Source organism: Phytohabitans sp. LZ39 (assembly GCF_059359075.1).
Genome location: NZ_JCADBM010000013.1, coordinates 161,388 through 184,132 on the forward strand (window position 1 = coordinate 161,388; position 22,745 = coordinate 184,132).

Annotated in this window: 20 protein-coding genes; 17 read left to right on the plus strand and 3 right to left on the minus strand. The window is 70.7% G+C overall.

Going from position 1 to position 22,745, the window contains the following annotated elements; genetic code table 11:
• Positions 1–4 precede the first annotated feature (4 nt).
• The 14 genes from pstA (at position 5) to AC5L36_RS24865 (ending at position 17,245) form a co-directional block, all read left to right on the plus strand.
• On the plus strand, positions 5–1,225 hold the full coding sequence (gene pstA / locus AC5L36_RS24800; protein WP_441220390.1) for a phosphate ABC transporter permease PstA: 1,221 nt from the start codon (positions 5–7) through the stop codon (positions 1,223–1,225).
• Complete coding sequence (locus tag AC5L36_RS24805; protein WP_441220392.1) at positions 1,222–2,844, plus strand: phosphate ABC transporter substrate-binding protein PstS; 1,623 nt, start codon at positions 1,222–1,224, stop codon at positions 2,842–2,844. Before pstA ends, AC5L36_RS24805 begins: the two co-directional genes overlap by 4 nt.
• On the plus strand, positions 2,844–5,417 hold the full coding sequence (locus AC5L36_RS24810) for a hypothetical protein (RefSeq protein WP_441220394.1): 2,574 nt from the start codon (positions 2,844–2,846) through the stop codon (positions 5,415–5,417). Before AC5L36_RS24805 ends, AC5L36_RS24810 begins: the two co-directional genes overlap by 1 nt.
• Positions 5,418–5,586: 169 nt before the next feature.
• Positions 5,587–6,735, plus strand: coding sequence for a hypothetical protein (locus tag AC5L36_RS24815; protein ID WP_441220396.1), 1,149 nt, complete (start codon positions 5,587–5,589; stop codon positions 6,733–6,735).
• Positions 6,736–6,823: 88 nt separating this feature from the next.
• On the plus strand, positions 6,824–8,503 hold the full coding sequence (locus tag AC5L36_RS24820) for an Ig-like domain-containing protein (RefSeq protein WP_441220398.1): 1,680 nt from the start codon (positions 6,824–6,826) through the stop codon (positions 8,501–8,503).
• Positions 8,500–9,507, plus strand: coding sequence for a sortase domain-containing protein (locus AC5L36_RS24825; protein WP_441220400.1), 1,008 nt, complete (start codon positions 8,500–8,502; stop codon positions 9,505–9,507). The genes AC5L36_RS24820 and AC5L36_RS24825 overlap by 4 nt, the downstream gene beginning before the upstream one ends.
• A gap of 28 nt (positions 9,508–9,535) precedes the next feature.
• Entirely contained in the window at positions 9,536–10,414 is an 879-nt protein-coding gene (locus AC5L36_RS24830; protein WP_441220402.1) for a phosphate ABC transporter ATP-binding protein, read from the plus strand.
• A gap of 146 nt (positions 10,415–10,560) precedes the next feature.
• Complete coding sequence (locus tag AC5L36_RS24835; protein WP_441220404.1) at positions 10,561–11,394, plus strand: hypothetical protein; 834 nt, start codon at positions 10,561–10,563, stop codon at positions 11,392–11,394.
• Between the two features lie 54 nt (positions 11,395–11,448).
• The gene (locus AC5L36_RS24840; protein ID WP_441220406.1) at positions 11,449–11,739 is read left to right on the plus strand and encodes a hypothetical protein; all 291 of its coding nucleotides are present in this window, start codon (positions 11,449–11,451) and stop codon (positions 11,737–11,739) included.
• Complete coding sequence (locus AC5L36_RS24845; protein WP_441220408.1) at positions 11,736–11,936, plus strand: hypothetical protein; 201 nt, start codon at positions 11,736–11,738, stop codon at positions 11,934–11,936. The genes AC5L36_RS24840 and AC5L36_RS24845 overlap by 4 nt, the downstream gene beginning before the upstream one ends.
• A gap of 229 nt (positions 11,937–12,165) precedes the next feature.
• Positions 12,166–13,377, plus strand: coding sequence for an Ig-like domain repeat protein (locus AC5L36_RS24850; protein ID WP_441220410.1), 1,212 nt, complete (start codon positions 12,166–12,168; stop codon positions 13,375–13,377).
• Positions 13,378–13,489: 112 nt separating this feature from the next.
• Positions 13,490–14,815 (plus strand): WxL protein peptidoglycan domain-containing protein, encoded by a 1,326-nt coding sequence (locus AC5L36_RS24855; protein WP_441220412.1) that lies wholly within the window; start codon positions 13,490–13,492, stop codon positions 14,813–14,815.
• A 69-nt stretch (positions 14,816–14,884) separates the two neighbouring features.
• The gene (gene dnaG, locus AC5L36_RS24860) at positions 14,885–16,735 is read left to right on the plus strand and encodes a DNA primase (RefSeq protein ID WP_441220414.1); all 1,851 of its coding nucleotides are present in this window, start codon (positions 14,885–14,887) and stop codon (positions 16,733–16,735) included.
• Positions 16,736–17,245: a hypothetical protein gene (locus tag AC5L36_RS24865; protein ID WP_441220416.1), complete on the plus strand. Its 510-nt coding sequence runs from the start codon at positions 16,736–16,738 to the stop codon at positions 17,243–17,245. It begins immediately after the preceding gene.
• 84 nt (positions 17,246–17,329) lie between these two features.
• Here AC5L36_RS24865 and AC5L36_RS24870 read toward each other — a convergent pair whose 3' ends face one another.
• The 3 genes from AC5L36_RS24870 to AC5L36_RS24880 form a co-directional block, all read right to left on the minus strand.
• Positions 17,330–17,734, minus strand: a complete 405-nt coding sequence (locus tag AC5L36_RS24870) for a PIN-like domain-containing protein (protein ID WP_441220418.1) — start codon at positions 17,732–17,734, stop codon at positions 17,330–17,332.
• Between the two features lie 19 nt (positions 17,735–17,753).
• Positions 17,754–18,422 carry a DUF433 domain-containing protein gene (locus AC5L36_RS24875; protein WP_441220420.1) on the minus strand — a complete coding sequence of 223 codons (669 nt, stop codon included), beginning with the start codon at positions 18,420–18,422 and terminating at the stop codon, positions 17,754–17,756.
• A 258-nt stretch (positions 18,423–18,680) separates the two neighbouring features.
• Positions 18,681–19,889, minus strand: coding sequence for an ROK family transcriptional regulator (locus tag AC5L36_RS24880; protein WP_441220421.1), 1,209 nt, complete (start codon positions 19,887–19,889; stop codon positions 18,681–18,683).
• 114 nt (positions 19,890–20,003) lie between these two features.
• On the opposite strand from AC5L36_RS24880, the gene AC5L36_RS24885 reads away from it, so the two are divergent.
• From AC5L36_RS24885 to AC5L36_RS24895, 3 genes are read left to right on the plus strand one after another with little or no spacing between them, the layout of a single operon-like run.
• A complete protein-coding gene (locus AC5L36_RS24885; protein WP_441220423.1) occupies positions 20,004–20,936 on the plus strand; it encodes an ABC transporter ATP-binding protein in 933 nt (310 codons plus the stop codon).
• Between the two features lies 1 nt (position 20,937).
• Positions 20,938–21,687 (plus strand): ABC transporter permease, encoded by a 750-nt coding sequence (locus tag AC5L36_RS24890; protein ID WP_441220425.1) that lies wholly within the window; start codon positions 20,938–20,940, stop codon positions 21,685–21,687.
• 2 nt (positions 21,688–21,689) lie between these two features.
• Positions 21,690–22,499 carry an ABC transporter permease gene (locus AC5L36_RS24895; protein ID WP_441220427.1) on the plus strand — a complete coding sequence of 270 codons (810 nt, stop codon included), beginning with the start codon at positions 21,690–21,692 and terminating at the stop codon, positions 22,497–22,499.
• Positions 22,500–22,745 lie beyond the last annotated feature (246 nt).

Here is a 22,745-nt window from a genome sequence, read left to right on the forward strand (position 1 = left end):
GGACATGACCGTGACCGACGTGCGCGTGGCCGAGACCCACCTGCCCCGGCGGGACGAGCCGGCGGTGCCCGAGGTGCGCCGGACGATCAGCAACACCCGGCGCAGCGGCGTGTTCGCCGTCATCGGGGCGGCCGCCTCCGCGATCGCGCTTTCCTCCGTGATCTTCACCCAGCTGGCGCCGTTCGACGCGATCCTCGGCTTTGTCGTGGTGTCGTACCTGCTGTTCCTCGGCATCTACACGCTGCTTGTCTCGCTCGACGAGTCCGGGCCCACCGTGCGCGACCGGCTGGCGGCGGCGCTCATCCACAGCCTGGCGTTCGTCATGCTGATCGGCCTCGTCCTGGTCGTCGGGTACACGTTCTGGCGCGGCCGCCAGGCCCTGGTGCACCTCAACTTCTACTACGAGGACATGGGCCTGGCCGGGCCACTCCAGCCGCTGAGCGTGGGCGGCGTCAAACACGCCATCGTCGGCACGCTGGAGCAGATCGGCATCGCACTGGCCATCACGATCCCGCTCGGCATCGTCGGCGCGGTGTTTCTCAGCGAGGTGCCCGGCCCGTTCAGCCGGTTCGTCCGGATCATCGTCGAGGCGATGACCGCCCTGCCGTCCATTGTGGCCGGTCTGTTCATCTTCGCGATGGTGATTCTCGGCCTCGGCGTGGACAAGTCGGGGATGGCCGCCGGGCTGGCGCTGAGCGTCATGATGCTGCCCATCATCATCCGCGCCGCGGACGTGGTGATCCGGCTCGTGCCGGGTACTCTCCGCGAGGCGGCGCTCGCCCTCGGCGCGTCGCAGTGGCGGACCATCTGGCACGTCGTGCTGCCCACCGCCCGGTCCGGCATCACGACCGCGGTGATCCTGGGCACCGCGCGGGGCATCGGCGAGACGTCACCGGTGCTGCTCACCGCCGGCTTCGCCCAGACGTTGAACGCCAACCCGGCCAGCGGGGCACAGACCTCGCTGCCGCTGTACACGTTCCAGATGGTGCGGACCGGCGAGCCCGGCCTCATCGCCCGCGCGTTCGGCGCGGCGGCGGTGCTGATGGTCCTGGTGTTGCTCCTCTTCGTGTTCGCCCGCCTGATTGGCGGCCGGGCGCCCGGGCAGCTCAGCCGCGGCCAACGCCGCCGCCGTGCCCGCGGGTCCCGGCGTGACGCGGTGCGCTTCGCCGCTCGGGACAACGCCCGGCGGCCCGACCTCCTCCACACCGACAAGGCTGGGTCATGAAGAGAACACTGATGGCCGCTGTCGCGACGGTCGCCATCGTGCTCGGGGCGGCACCGCCCGCGGCGGCCGCGCCCAAGTTCGTGCCGATCAACGGCGCGGGCTCGACGTGGAGCGCCAACGCCATCGACAACTGGCGGCGCAACGTCCAGCAGCGCGGCATATACATCAACTACGCATCCACGGGTTCCAGTGACGGCCGGGCGCAGTTCCGCAGCGGCACCGTCCACTTCGGAGTATCGGAGATCCCGTACGGCCTGAAGGACGCGTTCGGCGGCGTGGACGCACCACCCAGCCGCCAGTACGCGTACATGCCGATCGTCGCGGGCGGCACCGCGTTCATGTACAACCTCAAGATCGGCGGCCGCCGGGTCACCAACCTGCGGCTCTCCGGCGAGGTGGTGTCGCGCATCTTCACCGGCCAGATCAAGCGGTGGAACGATCCCGCCATCAAGGCCGACAACCCCGGCCTCAACCTGCCGGCCCGCGCCATCCGGCCGGTGGTGCGGCAGGACGGCTCCGGCACGAGCGCGCAGTTCACCCTCTGGATGAGCAAGCAGCACTCGTCGATCTGGAACGCGTACTGCCGGAAGTTCAACAAGCCGGCGCCCTGCGGCCTCACGTCGAACTACCCGTTCCGGGCCAGCGACGGCTTCATCGGGCAGAGCGGCTCGACCGGTGTCGCCGGGTACGTGGCGCAGGACAACGCCGAGGGCTCGATCACGTACGTCGAGTACTCGTACGCCCTCAACGCGCGCTTTCCGGTGGTGAAGCTGCTGAACGCGGCCGGCTACTACATCGAGCCGACCGCGTCCAATGTGGCCGTCGCCCTGACCAAGGCGCGGATCAACACCAACAGGGGCACCGCGAACTACCTGACCCAGATCCTCGACGGCGTCTACACCTCGACCGACAAGCGGACCTACCCGCTGTCGTCGTACTCGTACATGCTGATCCCGGTCACCGAAGGACTCGGCGTCGACCAGGACCGGGGCTACACGCTGAGCTCGTTCGCGAACTACTTCCTCTGCGAGGGCCAGCAGCAGGCGGAGGTGCTCGGCTACTCGCCGCTGCCGATCAACCTTGTCGACGCGGGGATGCAGCAGGTGAAGCGGATTCCCGGCGCACCGAAGTCGAGCATCGTCATCGCCAACTGCAACAACCCGACGTTCTCCCGCAGCGGCGCCAACACGCTGGTACAGAACGCGAAGCAACCGTCCGACTGCGACCGCAAGGGCCCGCGGCAGAACCCGGAGGGCACCGCGGGAGCGCGAAACGTGGCGACGCCCGTCGTCGCGTCGGCCCGGTGCGCCGGCAGCGGCGGCGGCAACAACACCAACAACAACGGTGCGACGACCGCTCCCACCGCGCCCGGAGCCAACCCCACGGCGAGCGCCGGCGCGGTCGATCCGGACACCGGCCTGCCCGCCGGTGACGGGGCGGGCGCCGGCGACGGCGAGCAGGTCGCGGCCGTGCCGGTGGCGTTGGACGGTGAGGGCGGCTGGCGGATGCGGCACACGATGATGCTGATCGCCGGGGTGCTCCTCGTGGGTCTCGTGCTCGGCCCGCCATTTCTGGCCGCCTCGCTGCGTGGCCGCCGTGACCGGCAGGAGCGGACCTGATGCGCCGGAGGGTGGCGGCCGTCATGGTCGCGCTCGTCGCCGCCAGCCTGCTCTTCGTGGTGGAGCCGGCGCGCGGCCAGGTGGAGGTGGGCGGCGGTGGTGGCGCCGCCGGCTCGTCGGCCGTGACGGTGACGGTCGGCGAAGGCGAGTTCAAAGGCTTGCAGATCACCGTCTCGCAGACCCGTGACCTGGCCAACCAGGCCATCGTGATCACGTGGACCGGCGCCACGCCGACGCCGCGCAACCGCCTGCTCGCGTCGGACTACTTCCAGATCATGCAGTGCTACGGCGACCCTGACGCGGCGGACGATCCGAAGGGGCTCAAGCTTCGCGAGACGTGCCAGTTCGGCGTCGAGTTCACCCCGCCGGCCATCCCCAACAGCACCGGCGTCAACTCGAGCACGAGCCTCGAGGCGAGCAGCCGCGCCCGGTACCAGAGCCTGGTCGCCGGCTACCCGGCCGACGACACCGACGAGCAGCTTCCCAAGGAAGCCCAGGTCGTGCCGTTCCGGCCGATCGGCGGTCGGGCCACCCCCAACGGCGGTCCGAACGAACCGTTCCCGGTCATCAAGAGCCCGGTCCCGCCGTTCACCGAGCGGACCGCGACGGACGTGGAGGTGCTGGCCCAGTACTTCTCGACGACGACCACGAACGAGGTGCCCTACGCGCTGAGCGACGGCTCAGGCAACGGCCGGGCCGTCTTCGAGGTGCAGAACGCGGCGCTCGCGCCGCACCTGGGCTGCGGCGCCGGATACACCGACCTGGAGAACAAGCAGCAGCCGGCACCGAAGTGCTCGATCGTCATCGTGCCCCGCGGCCACCAGCAGCCGTACGACGGCAAGCCGGCCACCGCCGTGCACGGCAGCCCGTTCGTGCCGGCGCTGTGGAAGAACCGGATCGTCGTCCCGCTGGAGTTCGACCCGGTCGCCAGCCCGTGCTCGCTCACCAAGGCCGAGCGTGCCACCGCGGGCACCGAGCTCATCGCCGAGGCGATCACCTCGTGGCAGCCGGTGCTCTGCGCCGGTGACGGGCCGGTCTTCGGCTACTCCGGCATCAGCGACTTCGAGGTCGGGCCGCGCGTGCTGGCGCCCGGCACCGGCGGGCCGGGTGTCGGGTTCACCGCCGAGGGGGTGCAGTCCAGCACTCCCGCGGTCCTGCACGCGCCGGTGGCGGTCAGCGCACCGGTCATCGCCGTGAACGTCGACGCGAACCTGCGGGATCTCGTCGAGGGCGACCTGCCGCCCGACGTCAACGCGCTCGCCGGGTTGGCCATCTCCGACATCAAGCTCACACCGCGCCTGGTCGCGAAGATGCTGACCTTCTCGTACACGCTCGACGTGGCCAGCCAGACGCCGCCCAACGAGCTGGCGAACAACTTCCAGTCGATCAGGTTCGACCCCGAGTTCGTCGACCTCAACCCGACGTTCGCGTACTGGACCGCCCGGAAGGCCGCGACACTCAACGGCCTGATGGTGTCGGTCGGCAGCTCCATCGCCGCGCGGGACATGTGGCGGTGGATCGAAGCCGACCCGGCGGCGAAGGCGTGGCTGTCCGGTGTCCCGGACGAGAAGGGCATGGTCGTCAACCCGGCGTACAAGGGCGTGTCGTTCTCGACGCTCGACACGTACCCGAAGCTTGACACGCGGTGTTTCACCGGCCCGGCGCCGGACTACGACCACGTGCAAAACTGCACCTTCGGCTACCGCCCCTACATGGGCAGCATGACCGAGGCGGCGCTGCAAACCCTGCGCGCGGACGTGAAGGCCGCCGGCAGCACCATGACGACGGGTTCGGCCAACCCCAACTTCGACCCGAACAACCCGCGTTTCGACGCGATCCCGCGCCAGCAGCCGGGTGCGCGGCTCGCGATGTCCATAACGGACTCCGCCTCCGCCGCCCGCTACGGTCTTTTCACGGCACAGCTCTGCAAGGCGGTGCGCGGCGCGGACGGAAAGTTCGCCACCACCGACTGCCGCCGCCCGGACGCCCAGGGCATGACCGCGGCCGTCGCGACGGCGGTGGAGGGCCAGGTGCCCGGCGTCCGCGTCGTCGATCCGGCCAAGGCGTGGGCCACCCCGGACGCGTACCCGCTGACCACCATCACGTACGCGGTGGCCGACACCAGCGACCCGGCGGACGCGCGCAAGGACTACGCCAAGCTCCTGCGGTACGCCGCCGGTGCGGGGCAGACGCCCGGGCCGACCGACGGGCAGCTGCCCGAAGGGTACGTGCCGCTGACCCAGGCCATGCGCGAACAGACGATGATCGCGGCCGACAAGCTGGAGAACTGGGTCCAACCCACGACGCCGGCGCCGAGCGACCAGACCTCGACCAGCCCGGAGCCGACCGCGCCGGCGAGCGTACCTGCGAGCGGGCTGCCGCCGTCGGCGTCGCTGACCACGCCGGCCACCCAGCCGCCCGCGGCGCCGGTGGCGCAGACGACGCTCGGCAGTCCACTGGGGATGATCCGGTTTCTGCTCGTCGTGGCGCTGATCGTCGGCCTCGTGGGTGGCGTCGCCGGCCCTGTCATGCAGCGCCTCGCGGCGCGAAGAGGCAAGGCGGGCCCGAAATGACTATTGGCCAAGACTCGTTCATCCGGCCTACGTGTTGGCGAGAGACAGCACCGGCGAAACGTTTGTCTGGCATCGGTTTCGGCGGTCGGACACGCGAAGCGACGATAACCCCGGCTCGTCTGGCATGGAGGCGGGCTCGAGTGTTTTGCCCCGCAGAAAGGGAGCACACATGAAGGTCAAGACGATCGGCAACGCGGTGGTGGTCGGCTTCTGCGCCGCGGTCGCCGTCGCGATGGCGGCCACCCCGGCCGTCGCCGACCCGTCGCCGGTCACGAACTACCGGACCCTGGCCGGCACCGGCTCGGACACCACACAGGACGTCCTGAACGGGCTGGGTGTCGCGGTCGAGGGCGGCGCTACCATCGCCTCCTGGGACGCCCGCCCGCAGCCCTCCACGATCAAGACCAAGGCGACGAACTGCACGTTCAACCGGCCCAACGGCTCGGGCGCCGGCCGCCAGTCGCTGCGCGCCTCGGAGGGTGAGGACCTGGGCGGCACGCACGGTGGCGCCGGCTTCTACCAGGGCGCAAACGTCGTGGGCTGCGTGGACTTCGCGCGGTCGTCGAGCTACGGCGGCGGCACCAACCCGCAGAACACCGGTTCGCTGACGTACATCCCGTTCGGCGTGGACGCGATGACGCTGGGCATCAACGTGAACGGCGACCTGCCGCGCAACATCTCGTTCGCCCAGATGCAGCGGGTCTACCGGTGCTTCTCGACCAACATCACCGGCATCCCGGTGCAGCCGCGGATGATCCAGGCCGACTCGGGCACCTGGCAGTTCTGGACCCAGCGGATGCAGCTCACCGAGGCGGAGATCGCCCTGGGTGACTACCCCTGCCTCGCCACCGGCAGCCCCGTGACGCCGGTGCTCCCGCGCGTGCAGGAGCACGACGGCACGGTCCTCAACGGCAACCTCAACCAGGTGGTGCCGTTCTCGGCCGGGCAGTTCATCGCGCAGAGCCGGGCCGCGACGATCCAGGCGGCGACGGGCGTCACCGTGGCCGACCGCCGCGGTGAGGTCTACCTGACCGGCCTCAGCGCCGCGGAGCAGCCGTTCAACCGCACCACCCTCGTGGTCAACACCAACTTCACGCTGCGCCGCGACGTGTACAACGTGGTGCCGACCGCGGACCTGGGCAACGCCGAGATCGCCGACACGTTCGTCGGTCCCGGCTCGGACGTCTGCTCCGCGACCGTCACGAGCGGTGGCAACACGTTCAACGTCGTCGAGCTGTTCGGCTTCGGCCGGCGCACCACCCAGGTGGCGCCGCTCGACGCCGCCTGCGGCTACGACCAGCTCCGGTTCAACTCCTGACCCGTAGCTCAGCCAAGGGTCCGGGCGGCCGCACGCGGTCGCCCGGACGCTGGCGTCCCGGACCGCCGTCGAACGGAGGAGTGAAGCAATGAGCAGGCAACGGCATCGCCGCTGGCTCGCGCTCGCCGCGGGTGCCCTGGTCTCCGCCTGCGTGCTGGTGACCGGCGTGCTCATCGGACCGGCCACGCCGGCGCGGGCCGCGTCGCTCGGCACGATCACGCTGTCGCAGTCCAGCGGTACGGTCGGCGCCAACCCGATGTTCGCCAGCGCGACCACCTCGGCGCCCTGCCCGACCGGCTTCGGGGAAAACGCGGCGCTGCGCATCGGCAAGCCGGGCGGGCCGTACGCCAACCTGGCGCCGTCGCTCGGTGGCGGCGGGTTCGACGCCGCTCCCGTGGAGGTCGGTGCCACCCGTTCGTTCACCACCGCGCTCGGCGGCACACCCCCCGCGGACGGTGAGTGGTGGATCGTCGTGGAGTGCTTCCGGCTCGTGGAGCCGACCCGGCACGCCGACGAGTTCCGCACGTCGATCTTCGTTTCCGGCGCGAACTGGTCGACCGAGGCGGGCAACAACGCCCAGCCGACCACCACCACGCTGGCCGTGTCGCCCCAGGGCGACATCACGGAGGGCGACCCGGCGACCCTGACCGCCACGGTGACGCCCGGCACGGCCGCCGGCAAGGTGGAGTTCTTCCGAACCACCTCGGACGGCAGTGGCGGCAGTGAGGTCGTCAAGCTGGGCGAGGGCCCGGTGGCCAGCGGGTCGGCGACCCTGGAGGTGACCCTGCCGGGCAACCCCGGCCCGGACCCCAACGCCGTGGCCGAGCACACGTTGACCGCGACGTTCCGCCCCACCGATGCCAACGCGTTCCAGGAGTCGTCGTCGCCGGGCGTGCCGGTCACCGTCAAGCGCGGCACGGTGGCGCAGCCGTCGGACACGGTGCTGACCGTGGCTCCCACCGGTCCCGCTCCGTCCGGCGCCGCCGTCACGCTGACCGCGGCCGTCACGATCGACGAGCCCGGCGTCGCGGCGGCGGGGTCGGTCAGGTTCGAGCGGCGGCCGAACGGCGTCTCCGGTGCACAGTGGACGGAGATTTCTGCCGTCGCGGTCGCCAGCGGGTCCGCCACGCACACCATCGCGGCGGGTGGGCTGCCGGACGGCAGGTACGACTTCCAGGCCACCTTCCAACCCACGACACCCGCGGAACAGGGGACGAGCACCGACATCGAGAACGCGTACCAGATCGGGGAGGCGCCGAGCGGTCCCGCCACGACGACCACCACGCTCGTGGTCACGCCGGAGAACTCGGCGGAAGAGGCGAGTGAAGTCACCATGAAGGCGACGGTCACCCCGGCGGGCGCGACCGGCACGGTCCAGTTCCGCGACGGCACCACGGTGCTCGAGGCCAGCCCGATCAGCAACGGCACGGTCGAGTTCAAGACGAGTGCGCTCGCACTGGGCCAGCACACGCTGACGGCCGCCTTCACACCCGCCACGGAAAGCGCCGACAAGTTCACGGCGTCGACCTCGGCCGCGGTCCAGTACGAGATCGTCACGCCGGACGATGACGACGGTGACGGTGACGGTGACGGTGACGGGGATGGCGACGGTGGTGGTGGCGGCTCGCTGGCCAGCACCGGTACCCCGCTCATCACGATCGGCGCCTCCGGACTGCTGCTCATCGGCGCCGGTGCCGGCGCGATGGTCCTGACCCGGCGCCGCCGCCCGCAGCCCGAGCCGGTGAACTGGCCGGACGAGCGCGAATGACGGTCACGATCCAACCGTCGCCGGCCGCGAGCCCTCCTCGCGAGCCGGCGGCTCCCGTGCCGCCGCCCAGTACACCGGCGGCCGTGCCCCAGCCGGCCGCGACGCCGCCACCGGCGTCCCAGCCGTCGATCCGGCTCGCCCTTCAGGTGCCGGGCATCGCGTTGAGCATCCTCGCCGTGGTCGCCCTCGGCTTCGTCGTACACCTGATCCTCGTGTCGCAGTTGCAGTACCAGCGCAACCAGCAGACCGCGTTCGCCGACTTCCGGGCCGAGCTGGCGCGCGGCACGGCACCGGTGGGCCAGACCCGGGCGGAGTTCACCGACAGCGGTGAGGTCGCCAAGGAGACGGTGGTGGAGCCCGGCTCGCCGGTGGCGGTGCTGCAAATCAGGGCGATCGGGCTGCGCGCGGTCGTCGTCGAGGGCACCAGCGGCGAGAACCTACGCCAGGGTCCGGGCCATCGCCGCGACAGCGTGCTGCCGGGGCAGGCCGGCACGAGTGTCCTCATGGGACGCCGCTCGTCGTACGGCGGCCCGTTCCGCGACCTCGACCTGCTGCTGCCCGGCGACCAGATAAAGGTGGTCACCGGGCAGGGCGAGCACACGTACGTGGTCCGCGGGTTGCGCCATCCCGGCGAGCCGGCGCCGGCTCCGCTGGCCGCGGGGCAGGGGCGGCTGACGCTGACGACGGCTGACGGCGACCCGTTCATACCGCGCGACATCCTGCGGGTGGACGCCGACCTCGTCACGCCGGCCCAGCCCGCGCCGCCGCGCAAGTTCGGTGCCGCGGCGCTGCCGCCCGCGGAGGCGGCGATGGCCACCGACCCGGCGGCGTGGACGCCGTTGATGCTGTGGGGCCAGGCGCTGCTGCTGGGCACGCTCGCGGTCACCTACCTGCGGGCGCGGTGGGGCGGCTGGCAGACCTGGATCGTCGGCGCGCCCGTGCTGGGCGCCTTCGGCTTCGCGATCGCCGACCAGGCGGCGCGCCTGCTGCCGAACCTGCTGTGAACCCGGAAACTCCAGTGAGGACAGTGCCGTGACCGAGTTGCGAGACCCCACCCTGGTCGACCTGGCGCCGCAGGCTCCCGCGCCGGCGCCGTTGACCGCCACGGCGCTGGCCACCGGCCCGGTCCGCGACGGCCTGGCCACCCTGGACGCAAAGTCGATCTCGGCCTGGTTCGGCGACCACAAGGTGCTCGACCGCGTGTCGCTCACCATGCCGGCCGGCCGGGTCACCGCGCTGATCGGGCCCTCGGGCTGTGGCAAGTCGACGTTCCTGCGCATCCTCAACCGGATGCACGAGCTCGTGCCCAGCGCGTCCCTGGCGGGCGAGGTACTGCTCGACGGGCGCGACCTCTACTCGGCCGACCGCCGCATCACCGACGCCCGCCGCCAGGTCGGCATGGTGTTCCAGAAGCCCAACCCGTTTCCGGCGATGTCCATCTACGACAACGTGGTGGCCGGCCTCAAGCTGACCGGCACCAAGGTGTCCCGGCGTGAGCGCGACGACCTCGTCGAGGAGACGCTCACCAAGGCCGGCCTCTGGAAGGAGGTCCGCGACCGCCTGCGCGCGCCCGGTGGCGCGCTCTCCGGCGGCCAGCAGCAGCGCCTGTGCATCGCCCGGTCGCTCGCCGTGCGCCCGCGCGTGCTCCTCATGGACGAGCCGTGCTCGGCGCTCGACCCGACCTCCACCCGCCGGATCGAGGAGACGATCGCCGAGCTGGCGTCCGAGGTCACCATCGTCATCGTCACGCACAACATGCAGCAGGCGGCCCGGGTATCGCACCAGTGCGCGTTCTTCCTCGCCTCGCACGGCACGCCCGGCGTCATCGTCGAACACGGCGCCACGTCGGCCATGTTCGACCACCCGCAGGACCCGCGTACCGCCGACTACGTGCACGGGCGGTTCGGCTGATTGATGGCCGTCTACCGATTGTTTCCCTTTCGCACGTTCGGCGTAGACATCGACCTGCATGCGGAGTCACGGCTCATGTGAACGCTTGACCCCGGGGTCGGCCAAAAGGCTGGCCCGGGAGTCAACCTCTTCGAGGGGAAGTGTCCATGAGCAAGCCTCTCATCGCGCGCGTCGCGGCCCTGCTGGCGACCGCCGCGGCCACCGCCACGGCACTCGTCGGCGTGGCCTCACCGGCGCAGGCCGCACCGCTCGGCACAGTGAACCTGTCGCAGTCGAGCGGCTCGGTGTCGGACTCGCCGATGTTCGCCAGTGGCACCACGTCGGCGGCGTGCCCGTCCGGGTACGGCGACAACGTGGCGCTGCGGATCGGGCGGCCGGAGGGCCCGTTCTCCAACCTGCGGGCGGCGCTGGGTGCCGGCGGCTACGACACCGCGCCGGTGACGATCGAGCCGAACCGTTCCTTCGCCACGGCACTGGGCGGTGTGGCGCCGGGTAGCGGCGAGTGGTGGGTCGTGGTGGAGTGCTTCAGCGCGACGCTCGGCCAGCATCCCGACCGCTTCGTCACCTCCATCACGGTCACCGGGTCCACATGGGAGCTCCCGCCGGCGCCGGTGGTGCACCTGGGCACGGTGACGCTGTCGCAGTCGACCGGCCTGGTGTCCGACACGCCGGTGTTCGCCAGTGGCACCACGTCGGCGGCGTGCCCGTCCGGGTACGGCGACAACGTGGCGCTGCGGGTCGGGCGGCCGGAGGGCCCGTTCTCCAACCTGCGGGCGGCGCTGGGTGCCGGCGGCTACGACACCGCGCCGGTGACGATCGAGCCGAACCGTTCGTTCACCACGGCGCTGGGCGGTGTGGCGCCCGGTGAAGGCGAGTGGTGGGTCGTCGTCGAGTGCTTCAGCGCGACCCAGGGCCAGCACCCGGACCGGTTCGTCACCCCGATCATCGTTGCCGGTGACACCTGGACCGTGTCCGCCTGACGTCTTCCGCGAGAGTGTCCACACTCTCCAGTCATTCCCAAGAGAGGAAACGCAATGACCAAGCGACTGCTCGCACGCGCCGGTGCCCTGGCGGGTGCGGTCGCGGTAGCGGCGAGTGTGCTGGTCGGCATCGCCGCACCGGCTCAGGCCGCGTCGCTGGGCGAGGTCGTCCTGTCGCAAGTGGAGGGAAGCGTCACCGACAACCCCATCTTCGCCAGCGCGACAAGTGCGCCGTGCCCGGCCGGGTACGGCGAGAACGCCGCACTGCGCATCGGCCAGCCGGGCGGCCAATACGTCAAACTGGCGCCGTCGCTGGGTGGCGGCGGATACGACACCGTGCCGTGACCGTCGAGCCCAACCGGTCATTCGCCACCGCGGTCGGCGCCGCTCCGGCCGCCGGTGAATGGTGGATCGTCGTGCAGTGCTTCAGCCTCACCGAGGGCAAGCACGTCGACGAGTTCGTCACGTTCACACCGGACTACACGGCCGCGTTCGATGCCTCGACGTCGGCCGCCGTGCCGTACACGGTGACCCGCCGATAGGCGTTTGTGGATACGTCGGGCGTGGTCCGAGAAATCGGCCCATGCCCGACCGTCCGAACGGGTCACCGACGACGACTTTTGCCTGATGAACGGACACCGAGAATTCGCCTCCCGCACGTTCGGCGGAGAGATTGGCCTGCCTGCCGGGTCACAGCCCGTGTACAGCCTGATTGCCGGTCGGGTCAACAGGATCCGGCCGGGCATCATCCTCAATGAGAGGAAGTGATTCATGAGCAAGCGTTGGTTCGCTCGCGCGGCCGCGCTGCTGGGCGCAGCCACCGTGTCGGCGGGCGTACTCGTGGCTGTCGCGTCCCCGGCTCAGGCTGCCTCACTCGGCACCGTCAACCTGTCGCAGACCAGCGGCACGGTGAGCGACAACCCGATGTTCGCCAGCGGCACCACCTCAGCGGCCTGCCCGGCGGGCTTCGGAGAGAACGCCGCACTGCGCATCGGGCGTCCGGGCGGGCCGTACAACAACCTGTCGCCGTCGCTCGGCGGTGGCGGGTTCGACACGGCGCCGGTCGAGGTCGGGGCGACCCGCTCGTTCACCACGGCGCTGGGCGGCACCGCGCCGGCCAGCGGTGAGTGGTGGATCGTGGTGGAGTGCTTCAGCCTGACCGCGGGCCGGCACGCCGACGAGTTCCGCGCCTCGGTCTTCGTCACCGGCGCGAACTGGTCGACCACGGCAGTCAACCCGGCCGTGGACACCACGACCGCCCTCACCGTCGCGCCGGCGGGCCCGGTCGACCTGGGCACCGAGGTCACCCTCACCGCCAACGTCAACCCGAACAACGCCGCCGGCACCGTGGACTTCAAGCGGGGCAGCACTGTCATCGGCTCGGCGCCGGTGTCGGGCGCGGAGGCGATCGCCACGCTGACCACCACGTCGCTCCCGGTCGGGACCCACTCGATCACCGCGACGTTCGTGCCGGCCGACGCGGCCGCGTTCAAGACCTCCACCTCCGCCGCGACCTCCATCACGGTCGAGGGCGAGGGCCCGGGCGCGACCCAGGAGATCGTCACCGACGTGACCCCGGGTGCGTTCTCCCTCGCGGTGGCGGGCAACACGACGCTGCTCGCGGGTGGCACGGTCGGTGGCTCGGCCACCGGTGACCTCCAGGCGGCCACGGTGACCGACCTCCGCGGCAGCAACGCGGGTTGGTCGCTGACCGGCCAGATGGAGGACTTCAACACCACCCCGGCCACGACGCCGATCCCGGCCGGCAACCTCACCTGGGACCCGTCCGCCGCGAAGACCAGCGGTTCGGGCACGGTCACCGAGGGCGCCACCAGCAACCTCGGCGACACCAAGACGCTGTGCTCGGCCGCCTCGGCGAGCAGCGCCGGTGTGTTCACCTGCGGTGCCGATCTGACCCTGTCGGTGCCGGACACCGCGGCGCCGGGTTCGTACGCCGCCACCCTGACCCTGACGCTGGCCTGACCTGACCACAGGTCGAGCCCGCCACGGGTGACATAGGCGGAGGTGTCGTGGGCGAGAGCCCCGGCACCTCCGCCGCATGCCCGTTTCCGGACCCCGTCGAGGAGCCACCGAGATGCCTTTCGTATCGATGCGCCGCGCCATGCTGGCGCCACTCGCCCTGCTGGCGCTCGTCGCCGCGCTCCCGGCCAGCCCGGCCGCCGCCGCGGCCAGAGCACCGGGGGACGACTTCAAGTGGAGCGTCGTCCCATCGAGCCCCAAGGGGCCGACCGTGCGCAGCCGGTTCGAGTACGGGCTCAAGCCCGGCGAGGAGGTGGCCGACTGGGTCGCGGTGAGCAACCTCGGCAAGAAGGCCCTCAAGGTCGCGGTGTACGCGACCGACGCGTTCAACGCCGACGACGGTGGCTTCGCGCTGCTGCCCGCCAACCAGCCGCCCAAGGACGTCGGCGCCTGGGTCACGCTGCCCCGCAAGGAGTACACCGTGCCGGTGGGCAAGCGGGTGGACATCCCGTTCAAGGTGAAGATCCCGGCGAACGCCGAACCCGGCGACCACATCGGCGGCCTGATCGCCTCGGCCACCGAGAGCACCACCAACGCGGAGGGCCAGCAGGTCAACGTCGAGCGCCGGGTGGCCTCCCGTATCTACCTGCGGGTCGACGGTCCGGTGCGGCCGGTGGCACAGATCACCAAGATCGACGTGGCGTACGCCAACCCGGCGATCCCGTTCGGCGGCGGCGACATGACCGTGACCTACCACGTGGCGAACACCGGCAACGTGCGCTTCTCCGGCAAGGCGCGGATCCAGGTGCGCGGCCCCCTCGGTGTGCGCGTGGCCAACAGCGACGTGATCGACGTGCCGGAGCTGCTGCCCGACTCCGAAGTGCGGATCACCCGCAAGCTGGAGGGTGTGTTTCCGGCTGGCCGGCTTTCCGCCGAGGTCACCGTCAACCCCCAGCTGGAAGGGCAGAACATGGCCTCGCTGAGCGAATCCCGGTCGATGTGGGCGATGCCGTGGCTGATCGTCGTCCTCGTCCTGCTGATCGTGGCCGCGCTCGTCCTCTGGCTGTGGCGGCGGCGCCGCTCCCGCCGGCTCGCGGCCGAGGCCGAGCTGATCGGCGCGACCGAGGCCGTGGGTGCCGGGTCACGCGCCCGGGGTGTGGTGCTGGCCGCCGTCGCCCTCGGCGCGCTGGCCGCGCCCGGAGCGATCGAGCCGAGCCCGACGGCCGAGGTGGAGATCCAGGTGTCGATCGCGCCGGCCGCGACACCTACGCCGACCGCTTCGCCGACCCCGACCACCTCTCCACCTCCCGGCGGTGGCGGGGGCGGCGGTGACCTGCCTCGCACCGGCCTGGCGATCGGCGCGTTCGTGGTCGCCGGCGCCGCGCTCGTGGGCGGCGGCGCCGGCCTGCGCGTACTCGGCCGTCGACGCCGCCCGGCCTGATCCATGCGGCCGCCGGGCCCGCGAGGGAGGTGCGGCGGCGGCCGCGACGGGTGAGGCAGGATGTAGGTCATGGCTGGCCGCATCCGGGACGAGGACATCGCGCTGGTTCGCGAGCGCACCGCGATCGCCGACGTCATCTCCGAGCACGTCACGCTGAAGGCGGCCGGCGGCGGCAACCTCAAGGGGCTGTGCCCGTTCCACGACGAGAAGACGGCGTCGTTCACCGTCGCGCCGGGCCGAAACGTGTATTTCTGCCACGGGTGTGGGCAGGGCGGCGACGCGATCAAGTTCCTCATGGACATCGACCACCTCTCGTTCGTCGAGTCGGTCGAGCGGCTGGCCGGCCGGGCCGGCATCCAGCTGCGCTACATCGAGGCCGGCCCGGCGCCGGTGCGGCAGCAGCAGGGGCAGCGGCAGCGCCTCGTCGCCGCGCACGCCGCCGCGGCCGAGTTCTACGCCGAGCAGCTCGGCACCGGGCCCGCGCAGAAGGCCCGCGAGTTCCTCGCCGAGCGCGGCTTCGACCGGGCCACCGCCCAGCAGTACGGCTGCGGCTTCGCGCCGGACGCCTGGGACCACCTCGCCAAGCACCTGCGGCAGAAGGGCTACAACGCGCAGGAGCTGATCACCGCGGGCTTGGTCCGGGAGGCACGCTCGGGCTCGCTCATCGACCGCTTCCGGGGCCGGCTGCTGTGGCCGATCAAAGACCTCACCGGCGACGTGATCGGCTTCGGCGCGCGCAGGCTCTTCGAGAAGGACGACGGCCCGAAGTACCTGAACACCCCCGAGACGCCCATCTACAAGAAGTCGCACGTGCTCTACGGCGTCGACCTGGCCAAGCGTGAGATCGCCAAGCAGGGCCGGGTGGTGATCGTCGAGGGGTACACCGACGTGATGGCCTGCCACCTCGCCGACGTGCCCACGGCGGTGGCGACCTGTGGCACATCGTTCGGCAGCGACCATATCGGCGTGCTGCGGCGCCTGCTGATGGACACCGACGGCTTCACCGGCGAGATCATCTTCACCTTCGACGGCGACGCGGCCGGGCAGAAGGCGGCGCTGCGCGCGTTCGAAGAAGACCAGAAGTTCGTCGGCCGCACGTTCATCGCGATCTCCCCGGACAACATGGACCCCTGCGAGCTGCGGCTGGCCAAGGGCGACCTCGCGGTGCGCGACCTCGTCGCCCGCCGCGAGCCGTTGGTCGACTTCGCGCTGCGGCAGGTCCTCTCCCGCCATGACCTGGACACCGTCGAGGGCCGGGTAGACGCGATGCGCCGGGCCGCGCCGCTGGTCGCCAAAATCAAAGACCGGGAAAAGCGCCCCGAGTACATCCGGAAGCTCGCCGGCGACCTCGGCATGGAGATCGAGCCGGTGCAGCGCGCGGTGTCGGCCGCCTCCGGCCGTGCCGAGCCCGCGACCGGCCGCCCCGCTCCGGTGGAGTCCGTTGTAGACAGTCCGCAGGCGATGGTGGAGCGGGAGTGCCTCAAGCTGGCCCTCCAGATGCCGGCGCTGGCCGGCCCGATGTTCGACGCGCTGGCCGCCGACGTCTACCGCCACCCGGTACACGTGGTGGTCCGTGAAGCCATCACCGCCGCGGGCGGCGCGGCCTCCGCGGTGGCCGGCGCCGTCTGGATCGAGGGGGTACGCGACGCCTGCGGCGACCTGGCCGCCAAGGCCCTGGTCGGCGAGCTCGCGGTGGAGCCGCTACGCCTCGACACCGAGCCCGACCCCCGCTACGTCTCGGTGGCGTTGGCCCGCCTCCAGCTCGGCTCGGTGGCCGCCCGCATCCGCGAGCTGAAGTCGAAGGTGCAGCGCGTCAACCCGGTGACCAACAAGGACGAGTACCTGGCGCTCGCCGGGGAACTCTTCTCGCTGGAGCAGCACGCCCGCGCGCTCCGCGAGCAGGCGGTCGGGGGTCTGTAGGTGGCACTCTTCAGGCGCAAGCCGAAGCTGCCGGCCGGCCAGCGCCCGGCCCTGGAGCAGGACGAGCGCGTCCTCGCCTGGGCCCCGGCGAGCGGCGACGGCGTGGTGGTGGCGACAAACCGCGGCCTCTGGCTCCCCGGCCTCCACCGCCTCGGCTGGCACGAAATCCACAAGGCCGTCTGGTCCGGCCGCGAGCTGGTGGTCACTCCGGCCTCGGTCGTCGACGAACGCGAGGGCTACACCGTGGTCGCCGACCAGCCCATCCTCTCCACGCTCCTGCTGGAGCCCGGCGACCTGCCCGACCAGGTCCGCACCCGGGTGACCCGCTCGGTCGCGTACACCGAGCACCACCCACTGCCCGAGGGCGGCGGCGTCCGCGTGGTGGCCCGCCGGGTCAGCGGCGTAGACGGCCTGACCTGGACCGTCCGCTACGACCCCGGCACCGCCCCCGACGAGGCGACGGTAGACGACCTGGTAGCCGCCGCCAGCGCCGCCTCCACCCCGGCCTGACCCTTGGGGCCCAACCCGACTGAAAGATCATCAGCGGGCCGGGCCTCGGTAGCAGTCACTTGGCACCCACCCGAGCGCACCGCGCTACTTCCGGCGTTGGCGGCGCTTGCGGGCACGCTCTGTGATCCGAGTCTGGTAGTCAACAACGCCCGAATGCGTCAGCCAGTAGACGTCCGGGCGGCGCGCCACGGCCAGTGCGCCGATGTCGGCCAGGTTGAAGGTAAGTAGGTCGAGGATCTGCTGCCTGGTCGCCTCACCCGGTAGCAAGAACAGGTGCACCTTTGCGTCGAGGTAGGCCTTGAGCTCGCGCTCGCGGACGAGGATGTGCTGATCCCGCCCAAAGACGACCCAACCGGCCGCTCCGACGACGGGCAGCCAGTCTTCGTCCTCAAGCCCGTCGTCGAGGCGCGTGCGGCCGAAGACAGAAGATGGTGTGTGGACGACGTAGCCGAGATCGCTGACGAACCGCCGTACCGTGCGGCCAGCCATGTTCTCGTCGATGTAGAACTCAGGCGGCGCGGCCCAGGAGGATGCGGGCGGCGGTGCGGACGTCGTTGATGGAGATCCCGAACTCCTCCGCGACGGTCTCAGCTTCCTCACCCGCCTTCAACATGCCGGCGACGTCTGCCACGCGGGCGCCGGTGCCGGCGAAGATCGGCTGACCGAACGAGCGGCGTATGTCAACGGCAACCTTCGATGGCTGCCAGTGGCGAAGTACTAGGTTGATCGGGAATCCGTCGTTGTCCCAGGCCACGTACTGGAGATAGTCCTGAACTATCTCCTTGAAGACGTGTTGCCCGGTGTCCCCGGCGATCAGGCCTTGACCGGCCCTGCTCTTCGAGAAATCCCAGAGCACATCGATGCCGTCCGTGGCCAGCTCAGGCGCCACGAGGACATAATCCCGACCGAACTCTTGCCGGAGCTTCTCCAGGGCGGGGCGGATCTTCTGCGTCCGAACACCTGCGTCGCGCAGGCCTTCGAGAACGTGGCCCTCGGCGAGCGCGATGAAGGTCACCGGCAGGGGTGTCGCATCTTGGTTTAGGACATGCAGCAAGGGCTTGCCCCGCACGTAGCCGCGCGCCCACCTGTGGAAGGTCTGCTGTGGCACGCGGAGGTACCTGCCGGCCTGCGCGAGGTTCAGTAGACCGTCAGTGAAGCGGGCATCGGTCGTTGGCACGCAAATCGCCCCCTCCTGTACTGCGCCACACGCTACCCGCTGCGGCATTGCCCGCCCGGGATTCAATTCAATACATTTCACAACGGTTCAAGGTCAAGTTGGTGGCCGGGCTGCGCCTCGGCTGGCATCACAAAAGTGCTGAGCTGCCGACATGCTCGCCCTGCCCGTCGTACGCCATCGACCGCGATTGCCACCGCATCGGTGCTTCGACAAGTACTCCCGCCCGCATGAGCGGGCCGGCGTACACCATCTCTGCGCTCAGGCGGGGCGGAGGGCGGGGCTGCCTTGGTCGTGGCAGATGTGGTCGCTGATCATGCGAGCCGCGCCGACCAGGCCGGCCTCGTCGCCCATCTCGGATAGGGCGATCGGCATGTCGCCGGTGGCCAGGGGTAGCGACGAGCGGTAGACGACCGAGCGGATCTCGGCGAGCAGCGCGTGGCCGATGCCCGCGACGCCGCCGCCGATCACGATCAGGCCGGGGTTGAAGAAGCTGACCAGGCCGGCCAGGACCTGGCCCACGCGGCGTGCGCCGTCGCGGACCATGCCCATCGCGAACGGGTCGCCGTCGGCGGCGGCCACCGAGACGTCGATCGGGGTGACCGCGCCGGCTTCGCGGAGGCGGTCGGCCAGATGGGGTGAGCGGCCGGAGCGGGCGGCGGCGAGTGCGTCGCGGGTCAGGGCGGCGCCGCCGAAGAAAGCTTCGAGGCAGCCGGTGTTGCCGCACACGCAGACCGGGCCGTGCGGGTCGACGGACGTGTGGCCGATGTCGCCGGCGCTGCCGGTCGCGCCGCGGTAGACCTCGCCGGCCGCGACGATGCCGCAGCCGATGCCGGCGCCGATCTTCACGAACAGGAAGTCTTCGAACGAGCGGGCGATCCCGGCGTGCATCTCGCCGAGCGCCATGATGTTGACGTCGTTGTCGACGAGCACCGGGCAGCTCAGCTCGGCGGCCAGCGTCTCGCGCACGGGGAAGCGGTGCCACCCGGGCATGAAGGGCGGCGACACCGGCATGCCCTCGCGGAAGCTCACCGGGCCGGGGATGCCCACGCCGGCGCCGGTGAACCGCTTGGTGCCGGTCTCCACGCGCAGCTTGTTGACCATCTCCAGCGCCTGACTGATCACGGCGGTCGGGCCCTTGCGCAGGTCGGTGCGCTCGGTGACCCGGCCGAGGACGCGCATCTCGCCGTCGGTCACCGCGAGGTCGAGTGTGGTGGCGCCGATGTCGATGCCGAGGAAGCGGGTGGCCGCGGCGATCCGTACGACCGACGAACGGCGGCCGCCCCGAGAGGCGGCCGGCCCGGCGGTGTCGACGAGACCGCGGTCGATGAGGCGGTCGATCTCCACGGCCAGCTTGGACCGGGACAGTCCGACCGCGTCGACGAGCTCGGCGCGGGAGCGGGGCCCGCCGTCGCGCAGGAGGCGGAGTACCGCCGCCTGGTGCCGATTGTCGGGCCACACTCCAACCATTCGGCCAAGATAGCGCAAAGTTTGGTCGCTCCCGAGAGAACTTTCTCCCGAGGCGTCAAAAGTCCTCAAAAAGTGGTTGGGGACGTGTCGGAGGGCGGGGTTAGGGTGCCCGTCGTGACTGCACTCCAACCACTCATCCAAGCGCGGGGGCTGGTGAAGCGGTTCGGCGACTTCACGGCCGTCGATGGCATCGACGTCGACGTGCGGCCGGGCGAGGCGTTCGGTTTCCTGGGTCCCAACGGCGCGGGCAAGAGCTCGACGATGCGCATGATCGGCTGCGTCTCGCCGCCCACCGGCGGCACGCTGCGCATCCTCGGCAAGGATCCGACCCGCGACGGGCCGGCCATCCGCGCGCGGCTCGGCGTCTGTCCCCAGCTGGACAACCTCGACCCCGAGCTGACGGTCCAGGAAAACCTCACGACCTACGCCCGCTACTTCGGCATACCGCGCCGGGTCGCCCGCGAGCGGGCCGCCGAGCTGCTCGACTTCGTGCAGCTTGCCGAGCGGGCCGGCAGCAAGGTCGAGCCGCTGTCCGGCGGCATGAAGCGGCGGCTCACGATCGCCCGCGCGCTGGTCAACGAGCCCGACATCGTGCTGCTCGACGAGCCCACCACCGGCCTCGACCCGCAGGCCCGCCACCTTGTGTGGGAGCGCCTGTTCCGGCTCAAGCGGCAGGGCGTGACGCTGGTGCTGACCACCCATTACATGGACGAGGCCGAGCAGCTGTGCGACCGGCTCGTGGTGATGGACGGCGGCCGCATCGTCGCCGAGGGCTCACCCCGCGAGCTGATCGAGCGCCACTCCACGCGCGAGGTGGTCGAGCTCCGTTTCGTCGCCGACTCGCAGGACGACTTCGCCGGCAAGCTGACCGGGCTCGGCGAGCGGATCGAGGTGCTGCCCGACCGCATCCTGCTGTACGTGGGCGACGGCGACACCGCGGTCGCCGACGTGCACGGCCGCGGGCTGACCCCGGCGAGCGTGCTGGTGCGCCGCAGCTCCCTGGAGGACGTCTTCCTCCACCTGACCGGCCGTACGCTGGTGGACTGACATGCTCGCCGTGTTCGAGTACCACCTGACGACGTACAAGCGGGTGTGGCGGGGCAGCGCGCTCTCCACGTTCGTGCTGCCGCTGCTCACCGTGCTCGGCTTCGGCCTCGGCGTGGGGGAGTACATCGACGGTGGCGTGGACGGCGTGCGCTACCTCGACTGGATCGTGCCCGGCCTGATCGCCTCGACCGTCATGCAGGTGGCCATCTTCGAGTCGACCTGGCCGGTGCTGAGCAGCTTCAACTGGGTTCGTTCGTACGAGGGGCAGGCCGCCACGCCCGTGCGCCTCGACGGCATTCTCGGCGGAAACCTGCTCTACGTGCTCTTCCGCGCGCTGACCGGCGCGGTCGCGTTCCTGGTGGTGGCGGCGGTGTTCGGTGCGCTGCACTCGTGGTGGGCGCTGGCCGTGCTGCCGATCTCGCTGCTGCTGGCGCTGGCGTTCGCGGCCCCCGCGTTCGCCTACAGCTCCTCGGTACCCAGCGACAGTTACCTCGCGCTGCTGTTCCGGTTCGCGGTGATCCCGATGTCGCTGTTCGCCGGCGTGTTCTTCCCGGTCGAGTCGCTGCCGGTGGGGCTGCGCTGGCTGGCGTACGCGTCGCCGCTGTGGCACGGCGTCGACCTGTCCCGCGCCGCCACGCTCGGCGGGCCGGCCGAGTGGTCGGTTACCGGGCACGTGCTCTATCTGGCCCTCTGGGCGGGCGGCGGCTACGCGATCGCCCGCGTCCGGTTCAAGAAGCGGTTGGTGGTCTGACGATGGTCACGCTGGTGCTGCCCCGGCTGGTCAGCTTCGAGGGCGCCGGCCGCCGCTCGGCCTCGGTCGCCGAGCGCAATGTCGCCGCGCTCAAGTCGGCGTACTGGATCGTGATGATCTCCGGCTTCTTCGAGCCGCTGCTGTATCTGCTGTCGATCGGCGTCGGCGTGGGCGGCCTGGTCGGCGACCTCACGCTGCCGAGCGGCCAGGTGGTCGAGTACGCGGCGTTCGTCGCGCCCGCGATGCTCGCCTCCGCCGCCATGTCCGGTGCGCTGTCGGAGACCACGTTCAACTTCTTCGGAAAGATGAAGTACATGAAGCTGTACGACGGGGTGCTCGCCACTCCCGTGCAGCCCTTCGAGATCGCGCTCGGTGAGCTCGGCTGGGCCATGGTGCGTGGCTCGCTCTACTCGGCCGCGTTCCTCGTCGTCATGTTCGCGCTCGACCTCACCACGGGCCTGCGGGCGTTGGCCGCGTTTCCGGCGGCGGTGCTCGTCGGGTTCGCGTTCGGAGCGCTGGGCATGGTGCTTTCCACGTTCATGCGCGGTTGGCAGGATTTCGACATTGTCGGTTCGGCGCAGTTCGCCCTGTTCCTCTTCTCCGGCACTTTTGTCCCGGCCGAGTCGTATCCGTCCGTGCTGCGGTGGGTGATCGAGGTGACCCCGCTCTACCGCGCGGTCGACCTGCTGCGCGGCATCACGACCGGCACGCTCGGCGCGACCGGTTGGCTCGATGTGGCGTACCTGCTGGCGGTGATGGTCGCCGGCCTCGCCATCGCTTCGCGCAGGATGGCCGCCTTGTTGTGCAAGTGAGTGGGTTGAGAGCGCTTTCTCAAACGCTAGCGCTATCTTTCGTCCGTCCGATCAAAAGTTTGTTGCTTTGGGGACTATCTTTCGGCGACAACGCGGGCTAGCGTCTGCTCTCAGGCGTAACACGTGAGACACAAACGGTTCTGAGTCCCCCTATTCATGCAGGTCCGGCGCGTCGGCGGCGCTTGGGCTGGGTCGTCCGCACCCGCTCTCCGTTCACACGTCCTAAACACCTCTGCTCTCGTCGTC

What these genes read in the sequence shown, in the direction of transcription:
- pstA (WP_441220390.1), top strand. Translation starts at nt 5, where the DNA reads ATGACCGTGACCGACGTGCGCGTGGCCGAGACCCACCTGCCCCGGCGG.
- AC5L36_RS24805 (WP_441220392.1), top strand. Translation starts at nt 1,222, where the DNA reads ATGAAGAGAACACTGATGGCCGCTGTCGCGACGGTCGCCATCGTGCTC.
- AC5L36_RS24810 (WP_441220394.1), top strand. Translation starts at nt 2,844, where the DNA reads ATGCGCCGGAGGGTGGCGGCCGTCATGGTCGCGCTCGTCGCCGCCAGC.
- AC5L36_RS24815 (WP_441220396.1), top strand. Translation starts at nt 5,587, where the DNA reads ATGAAGGTCAAGACGATCGGCAACGCGGTGGTGGTCGGCTTCTGCGCC.
- AC5L36_RS24820 (WP_441220398.1), top strand. Translation starts at nt 6,824, where the DNA reads ATGAGCAGGCAACGGCATCGCCGCTGGCTCGCGCTCGCCGCGGGTGCC.
- AC5L36_RS24825 (WP_441220400.1), top strand. Translation starts at nt 8,500, where the DNA reads ATGACGGTCACGATCCAACCGTCGCCGGCCGCGAGCCCTCCTCGCGAG.
- AC5L36_RS24835 (WP_441220404.1), top strand. Translation starts at nt 10,561, where the DNA reads ATGAGCAAGCCTCTCATCGCGCGCGTCGCGGCCCTGCTGGCGACCGCC.
- AC5L36_RS24840 (WP_441220406.1), top strand. Translation starts at nt 11,449, where the DNA reads ATGACCAAGCGACTGCTCGCACGCGCCGGTGCCCTGGCGGGTGCGGTC.
- AC5L36_RS24850 (WP_441220410.1), top strand. Translation starts at nt 12,166, where the DNA reads ATGAGCAAGCGTTGGTTCGCTCGCGCGGCCGCGCTGCTGGGCGCAGCC.
- AC5L36_RS24855 (WP_441220412.1), top strand. Translation starts at nt 13,490, where the DNA reads ATGCCTTTCGTATCGATGCGCCGCGCCATGCTGGCGCCACTCGCCCTG.
- dnaG (WP_441220414.1), top strand. Translation starts at nt 14,885, where the DNA reads ATGGCTGGCCGCATCCGGGACGAGGACATCGCGCTGGTTCGCGAGCGC.
- AC5L36_RS24870 (WP_441220418.1), bottom strand. Translation starts at nt 17,734, where the DNA reads ATGGCTGGCCGCACGGTACGGCGGTTCGTCAGCGATCTCGGCTACGTC.
- AC5L36_RS24880 (WP_441220421.1), bottom strand. Translation starts at nt 19,889, where the DNA reads ATGGTTGGAGTGTGGCCCGACAATCGGCACCAGGCGGCGGTACTCCGC.
- AC5L36_RS24890 (WP_441220425.1), top strand. Translation starts at nt 20,938, where the DNA reads ATGCTCGCCGTGTTCGAGTACCACCTGACGACGTACAAGCGGGTGTGG.
- AC5L36_RS24895 (WP_441220427.1), top strand. Translation starts at nt 21,690, where the DNA reads ATGGTCACGCTGGTGCTGCCCCGGCTGGTCAGCTTCGAGGGCGCCGGC.